This is a genomic window from Nocardia sp. NPDC052566, from assembly GCF_044547285.1.
Classification (GTDB): Bacteria; Actinomycetota; Actinomycetes; order Mycobacteriales; family Mycobacteriaceae; genus Nocardia.
The window spans coordinates 1,499,553-1,514,103 of sequence record NZ_JBIUAF010000002.1; the positions used below are offsets into that span (position 1 = coordinate 1,499,553).

Genomic DNA, 14,551 nt, shown 5'->3' on the forward strand with positions numbered 1-14,551 from the left:
TCAGCGCCCGCTCAGCCAGGTGTCGAAGAACTGCAACCGCGCCGAGGCCTCGAACTTCAGGTCGTGCACCGCGGCGTTCACGCCGATCGCCTGTGACAGCTCGACCGTCGGAATCCACAGCCCCTGGTCGAGGATCGTCTGTTGCGCGGTGCGCAGTTGTGCGTTGCGCGCGGCCTGGTCCACCGAGCTCAACTGGCCGTCGAGCGCGTCGTCCAGCTGCGGAATCCGCTCCCGCACATTGAGATTGCGTCCGTCCACGCTGAACTGGGTGCGCAGGATGTCGCCGTCGGCGCGGGTCGAGTTGTAGTAGGTGGCGTCGTAATCCTTGCTGTTCTGCCGTGCGCTGGTCTCCGCGAACGACACCAGGTCCAGCTTCAGCTCGACGCCGACCTGGCGCACCTGCTGCTGGAGCAGCTCGATGATCGCCTGATTGCCCGCGAACACCTGGCTGAACATCACCGAGAAGGACAGCCGTTCACCGTTTTTCACCCGGATGCCATCCGGTCCGGGCACCCACCCGGCCTTGTCGAGGATGGCCCGCGATGTGGCCGGATCGTAGGCGATCACCGCCGACAGATCCTGGTAGCCCGGTGTCGCGGCGGCGAGCGCGCCGGTCGCGGGCTTGAACTGGGGGCCGAGCACCGTATCGACGAGCTGCTTGCGGTCGACGGCGGGCAGCAGCGCCTGGCGCACCGCGGGATCGCGCAGCGGCCCGCGGGTCACATTGGGCTGGAAGCCGAACGGCACACCGGGATTCGCGGTGGTGAGCACCCGCCCGCCTGTCGCCTCGATCTGCGGTGCGTCCTGCGGGAGCGCGTCGCTGACGGCGTCGAGCTGCCCGGAGGCGAGGCTGCCGGTGCGCACTCCGGATTCGGGAACGACGGTGAACTCGATCCGGTCGAGATAGGCCTCGCCGCGATGGGCGAATACCGCCGAGCCCCAGTGGTATCCGGCGCGCTTGGCCAGCGTGGCCGAAATGTCCTGGCGGTAGTTCGCGTAGGTGAAGGGCCCGCTGCCGATATTGTCGCCGCCGCAGCGCTGTTCGGCCGGTTTGGCCGTGGTGGCGTCGGCGAGTATGCCGAGCGCGGTGGTCGAGGTCGCCTGCAGGAATTGCGTGTTGGGCTTGCTGAACTCGACCCGCGCGGTCAGCTTGTCCACCGCGGTGGTGCCGACGTAGTTGGCCAGATAGCTCGCGCCGAGCGGCGATTTCGCGCCGGTGAGCACCTTGACGATCGAATCGAACGATGTGCGCACCGAATCCGCGGTGAGCGGGGTGCCGTCGCTGAAGGTGACGCCGTCGGCCAGGTGGAAGGTGAACACCTTCGCCTCCGGCCCGATCTCCCAGCTCTGTGCCAGCCACGGCTTCAGCTCGCCGGTTTTGGGATCCTGGTCGGTGAGTGAATCGACGACCTGCCTTGTCACGTACAGGCTTTGGTTGTTGGTCGCCTGCGCCGGATCGGAGCAGCTGACGGCCACCGAAAGCCCGTAGCGCAGTGTGCCGCCCGGTCGCGGCGGTCCCGCGTCGGCGCCGGACGGGCCCGAGGTGTCGCCGCAGGCGGCCAGCGGTGCGGCCGCGAGGACGGCGGCGGCGAGCGTCGCGAGGCGATGGCGGGGTCGGATCACGCGGTGACTCCCGCTAGTTCGGGACTGTTGGCCAGCGGCCTGCTCGGGATGCGGCGGCGCAGTTCGGGCGCGACCTCGGCCTGGAAGAGCTCGAGGCTGGTGCGGTAGTCGGCCTCGGGGCGGCCGTCGCGCTCGGCGGACAGGTGGATGACCTCGTGGCCGAACGCCTCGTGCTGGCGGCCGACCTTGTCGATCACCTGCTCCGGGCTGCCGACCAGAGCCGAACTGCGGGTGACGAAGTCGTCCAGCGTCTCGAACACCACGGGCAGGCCGAGCTTGCGCGCCAGCGTGAGTTTCGCCTCGAAGATCGGGCGATAGATCTCGAGCGCCCGCTGCGAGGTCGGCGCGACATGGAAGCCCGCGGTGCCCGCGCCGACCAGTGCGTCGGCGGGGTTGTGGCCGTAGTGCGCCCAGCGTTCGCGGTAGTGACGCACCAGTTCGGCATAGGGTTCGATCGGGTTGGTGACGTTCGCCGAGAACAACGGATCGCCGTGGCGCGCGGCCAATTCCACCGAATCGCGGCTCGTCGCGCTGCCGTGCCAGATGCGGATCCTGTCCTGCCACGGCCGCGGCAGTGCCTTGGCGTCCTTCAGTTCCGGCCGGAACCGCCCGGACCAGGTGACGCTGTCGCCGGCCCACAGCTGCCGGAACAGTTCGTAGCCTTCGCGATTGCGGTCCCACTGATCATCGGTGGTGACGTGATACAGCTGGGCCTGCGCCGCGCCGTTGCCCTTGCCGATGATCAGCTCCAGCCTGCCGCCGGACAGGTTGTCCAGCGTCGAGTAGTCCTCGAAGGCGCGCACCGGATCGAGCAGGCTCAGCGTGGTCACCGCGGTGAACAGGGTGATCCGCGAGGTGACCGCGGCGATATGGGACAGGATCACCGGCGGCGCGGCGGACAGGAACGGATCCTCGTGCCGCTCACCGACGGCGAACCCGTCGTAGCCGAGTTCCTCGGCCAGCCTTGCCTGTTCGACGACGGCGAGCAGGCGCTCCCTGGTGCCTGGCAGCCGCCCGGTGCTCGGGTCCGGCACGCGGGTGACGAGGGTGAACAACAGAAATTTCATGCGAGAACTCCGACGGATTCACGGGCGGGCGACTGCTTTCGGGCGGTCAGCCGCTTGTCGAACGGATGCGGGCCGATCTCCTCGGCGGGCAGATCCGGGTCGTACAGGGCGGTATAGCCCGCGCGCAGGTAGAGGCCGACGGCCTCGGGCTGACGCGGGCCGGTGGTCAGGTAGATGCGGCGGTAGCCGCGCCGGGCGATCTCGGCCTCCAGTTGTTCGAGGACGAACAGTCCGAGCCCCTGTCTGCGGTGTTCGCGCGCGGTCCAAATCCGTTTCAGCTCAGCGGTTTCGGCGTCGTATCGCTGAAAGGCGCCGCCAGCCACGGCTTCCGCGTTTCTGGTGACCATCAGCAGCGCGCCGTGCGGCGGTGCGAACTCGGCGGCCGGGTAGTCGCGCAGATCAGCGTGCACTTCGCCCGCCGTGCCGCCGTAGCGGCTGCTGTATTCGACGGCGAGCTCGGCGAGCAGCGGCGCGGCCAGCGGATCGTCCTGCGCCACGTGACGTACGCGCAGCTCGGGGAGGTTGAGTCGTCGTGTCATCCGGCGGTCACTTCTTCTTCGGCAGGCCGGGCGGGTTGATCCGCGACGCGGGTACCGTTTCGTTCTGCAGGCCCCAGCGGTCGATCACCTTCTGGTAGCTGCCATCTTTGATGGCGTGCTCCAGCGCCTTGTGCACGGCGCCGATCAGGCCGTTGTCCTTCTTCGTCAGCACGGCGATCTCACCCTGTAGCGCGTCACCCGCACCGGAGAAGGTCGCGAGGATCTTGGTCTGCTTAGCGGTGGCGACGTGGTAGACCGAGGCAGGGTTGGGGCCCACGTAGCCGTCGAGACGGCTCGAGGCGAGGGCGAGGAAGTAGTCGCTGGTCTTGTCGAAGTAGGCCAGGTCGATCGCGGGCAGGCCCTCGGCGCGGTTCTGCTCGTTCCACTTCAGCAGCAGCTGCTCCTGGTTGGTCGCGGTGCCGACACCGATTCGCTTGCCCGCCAGTGACTTACGGTCCTTGTAGTCGAGGGTGCTCGACTGCGGCACCTCCAGCGCGACGGTGTCGGTGCGGTAGGTGGCGAAATCGTATTTCTCCTTGCGCTCCTCGGTAACCGTCACGTTGGAGATGAACACGTCCGCCTCGCCGGAATCGACGCGAACGAAGTTCTGCGACCAATCCGCCACCTGGACATCGACTTTCAGGCCGAGCTTGTCGGCGACGAGTGTCGCGAAGTCGATTTCGGAGCCGATCACCGTCTTGTCGTCGTTGGCGTAGAAGCGCAGCGGCGGCACGGTGCCCGACGATCCGGTGACCAGCAGGACGCCGCGATCGCGAATGGCCTGCGGGACAAGGGCGGCGATGTCGTCGACCTTGGCCGCACGTACCCGTCCGGTTTGTGCGGCGCTCAGGTCATAGGTGACCGAGCCCGCGGTCTGCGTCGTCGCGTCCGCGTCGGGATCGTTGCCGCAGCCGGTGGCCAGCACGGCGACCGTAGCGACAATGCCGATCAGGGCGGGGATTCTCATCGGGTACCTGTTCATGGGATCAACGGACTCGGGAAAGGAAGGCGCGGGTGCGCGGGTGCTGCGGATCGTCGAGCACCGCGGCGGGCGGGCCCTGTTCGACGATCGCGCCCGCGTCGAGGAACACCACGGTGTCGGCGACCTCACGGGCGAAACCGATTTCGTGCGTGACGATCACCAGCGCGGTGCCGCCGTGCGCGAGATCGCGGATGACATCGAGGACTTCGCCGACCAGCTCGGGATCGAGGGCGGAGGTCGGCTCGTCGAAGAGGATGACCGGCGGCCGCAACGCGAGCGCCCTCGCGATGGCGACGCGCTGCTGCTGCCCGCCGGAGAGCCTGCGCGGATAGGCGTCGGCGAGTTCACCGATGCCGACGCGTTCCAGCAGGGTCCGCGCCTCCCGCTCGACCTCGGCGCGCGGGCGGCGCTGCGCGGAAATCGGTGCGAGCGCGACGTTTTCCAGCGCGGTCAGATGCGGGAACAGGTTGAACTGCTGGAAGACGAACCCGATCCTGGACCGTTGCCTGCGCACCTCGGTCTCGGACAGCGCGTGCAACTTGTTGCCGCGCAACCGGTATCCGATCAGCTCACCGTCGATGTACACGGTGCCCGCGTCGAGCGTCTCGAGATGGTTGAGCACGCGCAGCAGAGTGGATTTACCGGAGCCGGACGGGCCGATCACGGCGACCACCTCGCCGGTGCGCACGGTCAGATCGATACCGCGCAGCACCTCGGTGGTGCCGAAGGATTTCCGCACGCCGGTGACATGCACCGCCGGTGTGCTCGGCGCCGTCATCGGGTGGCTCCGCGCGGTGCGGCCGCGCTCGCGGCGGCGATGTCACGGACCTTCTGCCGCACTCGTTGCAGCGGTGTCGGCGGTGGCGTGCGATGCGCGCCCTTCGCGTAATGCCGCTCGATGTAGTACTGCGCGACCGACAGGATCGTGGTCAGCACGATGTACCAGACCGTGGCAACCATCAACAGCGGCACCACCCGGCCGCTGCGGCCGTAGATCACCTGCACCTGGTAGAACAGCTCGGCGATCGCCATCACCGACACGATCGAGGTGCCCTTGAACAGGCTGATCACCTCGTTGGTGGCATTGGGCAGGATCGAGCGCATCGCCTGCGGCACCACGATGGTGCGGAACTGCCGCCAGCGCGGCAGGCCGAGCGCCGCGGCCGCCTCCAGCTGGCCGTCATCGACGGAAAGGAAGCCCGCGCGGATGATCTCGGCCGAATACGCCGCCTGATGCAGCGCGAGACCGATCACCGCCGCGCTGAACCCGCTGATCACCCCGTTCACCTCGAAGCTGAAAAAGGCTGGGCCGAACGGGATCCCGACCGAGAGCCGCTGATACAGGTAGGCGATGTTGAACCAGAACAGCAGCTGCACGATCAGCGGAATCGAACGGAACGCCCAGATGTAGACCCATGAGATCACCCGCAGCACCGGGTTGTTCGACAGTCGTGCCACCGCGAGCAGGGTGCCGAGTAGGAAGCCGAGCGCCGTACCCCACAGGGTCAGCTCGAGCGTCACCTTCAGCGCCGAGAGCACCGATTGCGCGGTGAAGTACTTCGCGAAAGTCGGCCAGTCCCAGCCGGGATTGGTGACGAGCCCGTGCGCGAACTGGGCGAGCAGCACCAGTATGGCGGCGCTGACCACCCAGCGCCACGGATGACGGGCGTTGGCCACCGTCGGCGGCGCGTCGGCCACCGAGCGCGCGCCCGAAATGCCGGGTATCGCGACATCGGGTGCGAGAGACGCATTCATAGCGGGGATCCCAAACAGGAGAACGAACGAGACCGTGCCCTCGGGCCGGTCGCATCACCCGGCCAGCGACGGGTGCACAGTCTGGCTGCGTCTCACCGGCAACAGCCGGTCGAGGTGATCCGGCACTGATCGATATGCCGCCGCCTGGAGAAATCGATGGTGCGGTAGTTCATTTCGTTCCTCCATCGTTCCCGGCGGAAGCACCCGCACCCGCGAACGGGGGGTTGCTGCGACGTCATAGAGCCAGGTCTCTCGATCGCTCTGGATGGTCTGCACGCGTCGGAAGGCGCGCCGAAGAATAATGCGCCCCGAGAAGACCGCCCGGAAGGGTAGAAATCACGCTGAACGTAGCCCTTGCCGCCACCCCCCATTTCAGCGATAGTTGCCCCGCGCTCGACGAACACCCGCAACACATGCCACACGCCACCCGGTTGCCCCGCCCCGACCGCACTGCAACTACCGCGATATTCCGTGCGCGGCGGAGACAAGTGCGCGCGACAACACTGCCCCCGGATGCACTCCGCGGCCTGCCCCCTTCCCTCGAGCACATACCCGCAACTCTTGCCGCACACCAATCGCGCCGCCGCGCCGCAGTTATCCCATTACCCCCTGCGCGTCAGACAAATGAGCGCGCGAGACTGCCCTGATCCAGCGCCGAATCCCCTCCGCCGCCCGCCCCTTCTGTCGAGCGCAGTCGAATGGCCGTGCGACACGCGATGTAGGGCGGCCATTCGACTGCGCTCGACGAACGTCCGCAACTATTACTGCCCGCAAGCTAGGTGCCGCGCACGGATGGTGGCGCCCCGCTGCGGTTCTCGCGTTATTCCGTGCGCGGCAGATGAATGAGTGCACGGGCCGCGTTGGTTCGGTTTCGCACCCGGCCGCGGATGCGCTCCGCCGCTCACTCTCTTGTGCCGAGCGCAGTCGAATGGCCGTGCGACACGCCGTGCAGGGCGGCTATTCGACTGCGCTCGGCGATGGGGCGTGGTCAGTGGGGTGCGGTGAGGGGGCGGCCTTTCCATTGGAGGGCGGCGCGACGGTTCGCTTGGTGCGAGCGGGTCCAGAGGCGTAGGTAGGCGGCGATGGAGAGGGGGTGGGCCAGGGCGGCGAGGAGGTCGGGGCGGGTGATGGGGGCGCCGCGTTCGGTGGCGCGGGCGAGTAGGCGGGCGGTGACGGCGGCGAGGTATCCGGCGAGCCCGGCGCGGCGGGTTGCGCCCTTGCCGCACAGGGCGGCCAGGGGTGGTAGCCAATAGGCAAGAGCGGCAACGGTTCCCACCGCGGCACCGCCGAGGCGGGAACCGCCGTAGGCGGACCATAGCCAGCGGGTGTAGCCGGATTCGAGCTCGGTTGCGTCGCAGTACATTCGGGTGCTTGCCAGATCTCCGGCGGCGACCAGTGCGGTGCGGCGGCCCGAACGGCGCAGGGCGCGTGCGATATCCAGGTCTTCGGTAGGACTGGCGGCGACCGCGGCGTGGCCGCCGATGGCCCGGTAGGCGGCGGTATCGAAGACGAGGAACTGTCCGCAGGCCACCGCGGTGGCGGGGCGCAGGCTGCGGTTGGCGAGTGTCATCGGCAGCGATGACGCCCACGACCAGCACAGCAGCGGCTGCACCAGCGCCTCGGATACCGAACCGAAGTCCTGACGCGGCCATGGGGACAGCAGTGCGCCGCCCTGTCTGCGCAATTCGCTTGCCGCGCTTGCGATCGCGGCGGGCGCCAGCCGCACGTCGGCATCGAGGAAGATCAGTACCGGGGTCGTCACATCCTCGGCCAGCCTGGCGCAGGCCGCGGCTTTTCCGGTCCAGCCGGGCGCAGGTTCGGTCTCCGCGCGAATCACGGTGAAGCGAGGGTCATCGCCGAGGGCGGCGAGCGCCGCGGCCTCGGTGCCGTCGGTGGAGGCGTCGTCGAGGATCACCACCCGCAGCCGCGGCACGCCGACCTGCGCGCGCAGATCCGCGATCAGCCCGGGTAGTCGCGACGCCTCATCGCGGGCGGGCACACAGACGGTAATCGGCTCGATCACGCTCGCGGGCCGCCGCGGCAGTCGCCGCACCGTGGCCCAGTTGTACAGCGCCACCGCGCATCCGGCGGCCGCGACACCCGCGCCCGCCCGCGCGGCGGCGCGGAAGAGCACGGCTCAGCGGCCCGTCGTCTCGTGCCACCACCGCGACAGCGAGAAACCGGATTCCGGGGTGCGCGGCATCGCGGGATTGCGGTTCATGTACGCCACGGCCGCGACGATCGCGGCGACGGCCAGCGTGATCCCGCCGACGATGCCCGCCCAGCCCGCGAACGAGCGGGTGTTCGGATCGGCGTAGCTCACCTCGGCGCGCAAGGTCGACACATCGCCGGGCGGTAGCTTCCACGACACCGTGGAATCGTCCTCGCGGTTGCCGTTGGTCTTGGCCACCCTGGACGGGAACGCGATGGTGAACTGCACGTCGGAGCCGTGCGGCGGAAGGGATTTCAGGTCGACCCGCCCGGTCATGCTGACCAGATCGCCCGCGCGCTGGAACTGCAGCGAGAACATGCCCTGCGTCTGCTCGGACAGTCCGCCGAGCTGCTGCACCTCGCCGAAGGACAGATCCTCGAAGAACACCTGGCTGCCCACGTAGCCGTCCTGCGAATACGGCTCGACACGCATCTTGCCCGCCAGCGCCTCCGGCTGCTTCAGCTGCGGCCCCTTGTCCTTGGGGTCGGCGGGGACGGCCGCGGCGACGATCCGGCCGGACACTCTGTCGTTGGAGGAGACACCCATCGATACCTGCACCCGCAGGCATCCCGCGAGCAGCGGCGCGAGCAGCGCCGTCAGAAGAACGGCCGCGGCCACGCGCCTGTGGTGCGACCGCTTCGACGGTCGGGCCTGGGCATCGGGCATCGTGGTGAGAGGACTCGGCTGCACGGCTCACATCGTGCCAGGCGAGCCCGTCAGACTGCCACGCGACGGGCGGTTCGCCCACCGCTCTTTCCCCGGCGCTCCCGAATCAGCCGCACGAGCAGCGGAACCCCGAGCACCCCCAACCCGATTCCGCCGTAACAGGCCGAATACGGCAGGCCGAGAAATACCGCGTGTGCGAGGGCGGACCCGAGCCAGGTCCACAGGAAGATGGTCACCGGCACCACGTTTGCCGATGCGGAGTGAGCGGGTCTGGCCGGACACAACTCGTATCGAAGTGGCAAATTTCGCCGCAAGGAGGCGAAAAGTGTCCGCCTAGCAGCGTCGGTCGATGTGCCCGCCGCCGCAGCGGGTCCGGCATGCGCCGCGTGCTCCCATATCGCCAGCAGCGTCGCCATGATCAGCGCGACGGCGAACCAGCCCAGGTAGTTCGTGTACGGGATATCCGCTATGCCGGGCAGCCCCGGAGAGTCGGCGCACCATGTCCATTGCCCGTCGGCCACCATCTGCGGGTCGAGGAACAGATCCCAGCCGACCGCGCCCGCCGCCGTCAACCCGATCCGCGCGCTGGTCCGCCGGACCAGCATCCCCGCCACCACCCACACCGGATACAACCCACCGGTCCACGCCAGCGCCACCACCAACGGCACCCCCGCCACCGCGATCCCGAGCCTGCCCTCCGCGTACCCATAACACCCGAACGGCACCCCGGTCGCCGTCCCCACGACCTCGGCCATCAGCCCCACCCCGGACACGATCACCAAAAACCCTGTCGCATACCGCAACCCGCGCACCATCCGCGCATGCGCCAACGCGGTCCCCGCCGAAAGCAACACCACAACCACCGTCACCCGATCCCGCGCTTCCCCCGACGCCAGCGGATAACAAATCTGCGCGAGCACCAGCAACACCGCGAACACCCCAGCGCCCCAACCGACCCCCCGCCACCACCGCGCCGCTGCCGCCAACCCCCAGCCGCCGACCGCAGTCAGATGGTCGTCGTCCACGGCGTGTCGCACGGCCATTCGACTGCGCTCGCCGAGTGTTTCGGCCGCACGGCTCTCCTCGGCTTTCGCGTGTTCACCAGGGCTATGGGGCGAATGCGTCATCGCTTGCGCCGCCATCGCATGGCCGCCGAGGAGGTCGAGCCGCCGAGCGCAGTCGAATGGCCGCCCTGCACGGCGTGTCGCCCGGCCATTCGACTGCGCTCGACGGCGGGGTGTTTGTCGCGGGTGGGGGTCAACGGAGGCGGGGGAGGGGGAAGCGGCGGGGGCGGTGGTCGCGGAGGGCCAGGGCGGCGGCACTGCGGCCGCTGGCGCCGGAGACGCCGCCGCCGGGGTGGGTGGAGGCGCCGGTGAGGTAGAGGCCGGGGGCGCCGGGGACGCGTTGGCCCGACAGTTCGGGGAGTGGGCGCCAGAGCATCATTTGGTCGAGGGACATTTCGACGTGCATGACGTTGCCGCCGCGCAGACCGAGTTCGCGTTCCAGGTCGACCGGGGTCTGGACGAAGCGGCGGAGCACGGTGTCGGCGAAACCCGGTGCGTAGGAGTCGACTTCGGCGATGATGCGATCGGCTTCGGGTTCGGCATGGGCGGACCAGTCGCTACCGTCGGCCAGTCGATACGGGTGCCATTGGGCCCACAGCGAGAGCTGGTGTTCACCGGGGGCGGCGATGGTGGGGTCGAGTGCGCTGAAGCTCATGGCGAGGACGACCGGGCGCGGCGGCAGGTCACCGGCCAGGGCGGCGCCGTGGGCCAGGCGCAACTGGCGGCGGTCGCCAACCAGAAATTGGAGGCCGCGGGCTGATTCGCTGGTCGAGCTGCCCGGGTACCGCGGCAGCGAGCTCGTCGCGGCGCGCACCACCATCCCGATCCCTGGCCCGACCCTGATGCGCGACTGCCAGTCGTCGAGTACGCCCGCGTCGAATCCGCCCGCGCGCAGCAGATCAAGCGTGGTGAGGATGTGGGTGCCCGCGATCACGGTGTCCGCGTACAGGTTTCGGCCCGACGCGGTGCGCACCCGCCAGCCTTTGCCGTCCCGGTGCACCGAGGTGACCGCGTCGCCCGCCGAAACCACGCCGCCGTCGGCGCACAGCCGGGCGACCAGGGCCGTTGTCAGCGCACCGCTTCCACCGACCGCGCGTCCGGGCGGCAGGGTATGCATGAGCGCGGCGAACCCGACCATCGGTGCGGTGCCCGGCTCCGACATCGGCGGCCCGGACTGCGCGCCGAACCAGGCGAGGGACGCCTTCAGCCGCTCATCCTGAAAGTAGGTGTCGAGCAGCGCATCCCCGGACTGCAAGAACTCACGCGACAGCGCGCTGCCGCCGCCCTTCGCGTCAAGTCCCCAGAACGAGCGCAGCAGGCGACCGGGCGTGGGGGAGCCGCCGAACGCGCGCATCACCCTGGCACTGCGCGGTCCCCACACGCCGACGAACCGCCGATAGGCCTCGGCATCCCGCGCACTGCACGCGGCCGCGATGGACGCGCATGTCCGATCGAGGTCGCGATGGAACACGATCGGTGCACGCTCATCCGACCCGGGCGTGAAACCCCAAGGGTCGCAATCGATGTAGCGCAGCCCGAACCGATCGAGCTCGAGCTCCTCGATGATCCCGGTGTGCCGCACCATAATGTGTGCCGAGGAGCCCCGATCGACCAGATGCCCGGGGAACCGCGCCACCGTCGACACGGCCCCGCCGAGCACCTCGTCACGCTCGAGCACCTCGACCCGCTGCCCGGCGCGCGCCAGATAACACGCGGCGACCAGCGCATTGTGCCCGGAACCGAGCACCACGGCGCTCACAGTGGTGCTCCAGCTCCGGTGTGCCGCACCATGACGTGCGACGACCCCGTGGAGGCGGTCCGGCCGAGCACCTCGTCGCGCCCGTGCGCCGCTGCCTGTTGCCGAGCGCGCACCTGGCAATCTGTGTTGACCAGAGCGTTGTGCCGTGGACCGAGCACCACAACGCTCACAGTGGCAGCCGTCGGCCGAGGATCGCGAAGGGTCTGCTGTCGCCCGCGAAGACGAAATTGCGGATGACGTCGCCGAATCCCTGACGGCGGTAGAGGCGCCATGCCCGGTTGTCCTCGCCGTCGACCTCGGGGGTCGACAGCAGCACGGCCTTCTCCTGGCGGTCGCGCAGCAGGCGGTCGAGCAGGGTGCCGCCGATGCCACGGCCCTGCGCCGCGGGGTGCACGTGCAGTTCGGTGAGTTCGAAGTAGTCCGAAAGTAGTTCGCGCGCAGAGTGTTCCGGCCAGCCGGAGCGGCGCATGCCGCTGTGCACCTGCTGATGCCACCACTGGTGCGCCGCGCCGCGGTAGCCGTAGGCGATCGCCACGATCGGGTCGGAGCGTAGGTCGATGTGCCCGTCGTCGTTCGGGACGAGCGCGGCGACCGCCTGCCAGCCCGGGCGCGTGGTGTGCTCGGTCCACATCGGCGCGCGATGGTGCTCGGTACCGCGTGGATAGTCCATCGCTGCGACGTATACCGCGAGCGCATCGTGCAACCGGGATCGCAGATTCGCGATCGTCAGGTCGACAACAACAGGTGCGGGAGTGTGATTGGGCTTGACGGCGGTCATATCTCTCGTCGGTCCGGCGGGCGGGAGCGCGGAAGTTTGTCGGTGGTCGTCTCTATATTCAAGCTCAATTCAAACGTTCGAATACCTGTTCGGTCCGCTCGGTTGGCGATTGCACACCAAGGGCCGGGGTGCGCGATTGTGAAGGAGCGGGGAGATGGCCGGTCGAAACGATCATCCCGGACAGCCCGGGCGTGCGGGAACGCTGCTCAAACGGGCCGATGGGCTGCTCATGCAGGCGGCGGGTGAGCCGGATCCGCGTGAGCGGTTCCGCACGGCTTATCTGGCCGCGCTGCGCGGTGCGGGCGCGGTGCTGGCGCTCACCGGTGCGGATACCGGGCCGCGGGCGCGTTCGCGTAACGCCTGGGTGCTGATGCAGCGCGCCGCACCGGAATTCGTGATGTGGGCCGACTACTTCAGTGCCCGTTCGGAGTTGCGGGCGGCGCTGGAGGCGGGGCTCGATCGCCATGTCGATGATCACACCGCCGACGAGTTCTCTTCGCGGGTGGGCGCATTCCTCCACGACGTGGAAGATCTGCTCGCCACTGCCTCGCGTTTGCGGCCGTCGGCGGGGTGGTCGAACGGCATGACCGCTTAGTTATCGGCGAGTAGGTGGTACGGCCCTGATCGAACTCGTATCATTGGTGTCAGATAGCCGCCAGGGGTTATCAGCCGCCTACCCGGAGGCGGCAGCCACGTCCTAGTGCCGGGGGAGGTACCGTGCCACTCTCCGAGCACGAGCAGCGCATGCTCGAACAGATCGAGAGCGCGCTCTATGCTGAGGATCCGAAGTTCGCCTCGTCCGTCCGCGGCGGACGCCTTCGCTCGACCTCGAGTCGTCGCAGACTCCAGGCCGCGGCCTTGTTCGTCCTCGGTCTGTTTCTACTTGTCGCCGGCATCGCCGCTCCGTGGAAGCCCGGCGGCTTCCCGATCATCAGCCTGATCGGATTCATCGTCATGTTCGGTGCCGGCGTGCTCCTGCTGCTCGGCACCTCGAAGGGCGGCGGCAAGGGCACGCGCCCCACCGACGCGCCGAGTGGCGGATCGAGCGGCGGCGGATCCAATGGGCCTGGGCGACAGCGCAAGTCCGGTGGTTTCTCCGAGCGTATGGAGGATCGATTCCGGAGACGATTCGAGCAGGAGTAGTTGCTCGTCCGTAGCCTGACACTTTCAGACAAGACGGCGACGCCGCACCGAAACCGGTGCGGCGTCGCCGTCTTGTGTATGCGGGACCTGATCACCGGATGATCTCGATGTGATCTCGCGGCACCGCCCCAACTTCCCCCACAAAGCTCCCCACCGCGATGGCCCGTGATCGGGCGAAAGGGGACGACCAGGGCGTTTGCTGGTTGTTTTCGGGGCTTTGTCCGATCCCCGTGCGCGTGTCGGCAGAACACGCAAAAAGTTCTCCACGCCGGTGATAGCTGGGATGACCTGCGTAATTGGAGAGGCGGGGAGCCAGATCACCGCTGGTTTCGATTGAAAGTGGGGGAAAGTGGGGTAATGTGGAGCGCGCACTACAGGCGAGGCCGACCATCGAGGTGATCGACTAGGGAGGTATCGAGTTGTTTCTCGGTACCTACACACCTCGCCTGGACGACAAGGGGCGACTCACGTTGCCCGCAAAGTTTCGAGACGATCTGGCGGGAGGGTTGATGGTCACGAAGAGTCAGGACCACAGCCTTGCCGTGTATCCGAAGGAAGAGTTCACCGCGCTCGCCCGGCGAGCGGCGGCGGCGTCTCGAAGCAACCCGCAGGCGCGCGCGTTCGTTCGCGCCCTCGCGGCCGGAACCGATGAACAGCGTCCGGACACCCAAGGCCGGATCACGTTGTCGGCCGACCATCGTCGCTACGCGAATCTCGATCGGGATTGCGTGGTGATCGGCTCGGTCGACTTCCTCGAAATATGGGACAAGCAGGCGTGGGAGTCCTACCTCGCCGAGCACGAGGAGGATTACGCGCAAGCGAGAGACGAGTCGCTGGGCGGAATCTTCTAGCCCCGAGCGAGCGAGTGCCACGCGGCCTCTGCCCGGACGCGGACCCTGACGTACTTCCCCGACGCCAGGTGCCGTATTCGGTCAGAGACCACGGGGCATTCGCTATCGGTAC

Annotated in this window: 14 protein-coding genes and 1 riboswitch; of the genes, 3 read left to right on the plus strand and 11 right to left on the minus strand. The window is 68.4% G+C overall.

Annotation, left to right across the window (positions count from 1 at the left end; genetic code table 11):
- The 11 genes from ACIG5A_RS13955 to ACIG5A_RS14005 form a co-directional block, all read right to left on the minus strand.
- Positions 1 to 1,623, minus strand: a complete 1,623-nt coding sequence (locus tag ACIG5A_RS13955; protein WP_397240537.1) for an ABC transporter substrate-binding protein — start codon at positions 1,621 to 1,623, stop codon at positions 1 to 3.
- Positions 1,620 to 2,690 carry an LLM class flavin-dependent oxidoreductase gene (locus ACIG5A_RS13960; RefSeq protein WP_397240538.1) on the minus strand — a complete coding sequence of 357 codons (1,071 nt, stop codon included), beginning with the start codon at positions 2,688 to 2,690 and terminating at the stop codon, positions 1,620 to 1,622. Before ACIG5A_RS13960 ends, ACIG5A_RS13955 begins: the two co-directional genes overlap by 4 nt.
- Positions 2,687 to 3,229: a GNAT family N-acetyltransferase gene (locus ACIG5A_RS13965; RefSeq protein WP_397240539.1), complete on the minus strand. Its 543-nt coding sequence runs from the start codon at positions 3,227 to 3,229 to the stop codon at positions 2,687 to 2,689. The genes ACIG5A_RS13960 and ACIG5A_RS13965 overlap by 4 nt, the downstream gene beginning before the upstream one ends.
- Positions 3,230 to 3,236: 7 nt before the next feature.
- Complete coding sequence (locus ACIG5A_RS13970; protein ID WP_397240540.1) at positions 3,237 to 4,196, minus strand: ABC transporter substrate-binding protein; 960 nt, start codon at positions 4,194 to 4,196, stop codon at positions 3,237 to 3,239.
- A gap of 19 nt (positions 4,197 to 4,215) precedes the next feature.
- Positions 4,216 to 4,989: an amino acid ABC transporter ATP-binding protein gene (locus tag ACIG5A_RS13975; RefSeq protein ID WP_397240541.1), complete on the minus strand. Its 774-nt coding sequence runs from the start codon at positions 4,987 to 4,989 to the stop codon at positions 4,216 to 4,218.
- Positions 4,986 to 5,966 carry an amino acid ABC transporter permease gene (locus tag ACIG5A_RS13980; RefSeq protein ID WP_397240542.1) on the minus strand — a complete coding sequence of 327 codons (981 nt, stop codon included), beginning with the start codon at positions 5,964 to 5,966 and terminating at the stop codon, positions 4,986 to 4,988. The genes ACIG5A_RS13975 and ACIG5A_RS13980 overlap by 4 nt, the downstream gene beginning before the upstream one ends.
- A gap of 179 nt (positions 5,967 to 6,145) precedes the next feature.
- A riboswitch (SAM riboswitch) is annotated at positions 6,146 to 6,238 on the minus strand.
- A 716-nt stretch (positions 6,239 to 6,954) separates the two neighbouring features.
- Complete coding sequence (locus ACIG5A_RS13985) at positions 6,955 to 8,100, minus strand: glycosyltransferase (protein WP_397240543.1); 1,146 nt, start codon at positions 8,098 to 8,100, stop codon at positions 6,955 to 6,957.
- A gap of 3 nt (positions 8,101 to 8,103) precedes the next feature.
- Positions 8,104 to 8,844 (minus strand): LppM family (lipo)protein, encoded by a 741-nt coding sequence (locus ACIG5A_RS13990; RefSeq protein WP_397240628.1) that lies wholly within the window; start codon positions 8,842 to 8,844, stop codon positions 8,104 to 8,106.
- 50 nt (positions 8,845 to 8,894) lie between these two features.
- Positions 8,895 to 9,887, minus strand: coding sequence for a carotenoid biosynthesis protein (locus ACIG5A_RS13995; RefSeq protein ID WP_397240544.1), 993 nt, complete (start codon positions 9,885 to 9,887; stop codon positions 8,895 to 8,897).
- Between the two features lie 214 nt (positions 9,888 to 10,101).
- Positions 10,102 to 11,667 (minus strand): phytoene desaturase family protein, encoded by a 1,566-nt coding sequence (locus ACIG5A_RS14000; RefSeq protein WP_397240545.1) that lies wholly within the window; start codon positions 11,665 to 11,667, stop codon positions 10,102 to 10,104.
- A gap of 166 nt (positions 11,668 to 11,833) precedes the next feature.
- Complete coding sequence (locus ACIG5A_RS14005; protein ID WP_397240546.1) at positions 11,834 to 12,445, minus strand: GNAT family N-acetyltransferase; 612 nt, start codon at positions 12,443 to 12,445, stop codon at positions 11,834 to 11,836.
- Positions 12,446 to 12,599: 154 nt separating this feature from the next.
- Here ACIG5A_RS14005 and ACIG5A_RS14010 point away from each other — a divergent pair, with 154 nt between their 5' ends.
- The 3 genes from ACIG5A_RS14010 to mraZ all read left to right on the plus strand — a co-directional run bounded on the left by ACIG5A_RS14010 (position 12,600) and on the right by mraZ (position 14,439).
- Positions 12,600 to 13,040: an SAV_6107 family HEPN domain-containing protein gene (locus ACIG5A_RS14010; protein ID WP_397240547.1), complete on the plus strand. Its 441-nt coding sequence runs from the start codon at positions 12,600 to 12,602 to the stop codon at positions 13,038 to 13,040.
- Between the two features lie 122 nt (positions 13,041 to 13,162).
- Complete coding sequence (locus ACIG5A_RS14015) at positions 13,163 to 13,588, plus strand: DUF3040 domain-containing protein (RefSeq protein WP_397240548.1); 426 nt, start codon at positions 13,163 to 13,165, stop codon at positions 13,586 to 13,588.
- Positions 13,589 to 14,007: 419 nt separating this feature from the next.
- Complete coding sequence (mraZ, locus tag ACIG5A_RS14020; protein WP_397240549.1) at positions 14,008 to 14,439, plus strand: division/cell wall cluster transcriptional repressor MraZ; 432 nt, start codon at positions 14,008 to 14,010, stop codon at positions 14,437 to 14,439.
- Positions 14,440 to 14,551 lie beyond the last annotated feature (112 nt).

What these genes read in the sequence shown, in the direction of transcription:
- ACIG5A_RS13970 (WP_397240540.1), bottom strand. Translation starts at nt 4,196, where the DNA reads ATGAGAATCCCCGCCCTGATCGGCATTGTCGCTACGGTCGCCGTGCTG.
- ACIG5A_RS14010 (WP_397240547.1), top strand. Translation starts at nt 12,600, where the DNA reads ATGGCCGGTCGAAACGATCATCCCGGACAGCCCGGGCGTGCGGGAACG.
- ACIG5A_RS13975 (WP_397240541.1), bottom strand. Translation starts at nt 4,989, where the DNA reads ATGACGGCGCCGAGCACACCGGCGGTGCATGTCACCGGCGTGCGGAAA.
- ACIG5A_RS13995 (WP_397240544.1), bottom strand. Translation starts at nt 9,887, where the DNA reads ATGGCCGTGCGACACGCCGTGGACGACGACCATCTGACTGCGGTCGGC.
- ACIG5A_RS13965 (WP_397240539.1), bottom strand. Translation starts at nt 3,229, where the DNA reads ATGACACGACGACTCAACCTCCCCGAGCTGCGCGTACGTCACGTGGCG.
- ACIG5A_RS13990 (WP_397240628.1), bottom strand. Translation starts at nt 8,844, where the DNA reads ATGCCCGATGCCCAGGCCCGACCGTCGAAGCGGTCGCACCACAGGCGC.
- ACIG5A_RS13960 (WP_397240538.1), bottom strand. Translation starts at nt 2,690, where the DNA reads ATGAAATTTCTGTTGTTCACCCTCGTCACCCGCGTGCCGGACCCGAGC.
- ACIG5A_RS14005 (WP_397240546.1), bottom strand. Translation starts at nt 12,445, where the DNA reads ATGACCGCCGTCAAGCCCAATCACACTCCCGCACCTGTTGTTGTCGAC.
- ACIG5A_RS13980 (WP_397240542.1), bottom strand. Translation starts at nt 5,966, where the DNA reads ATGAATGCGTCTCTCGCACCCGATGTCGCGATACCCGGCATTTCGGGC.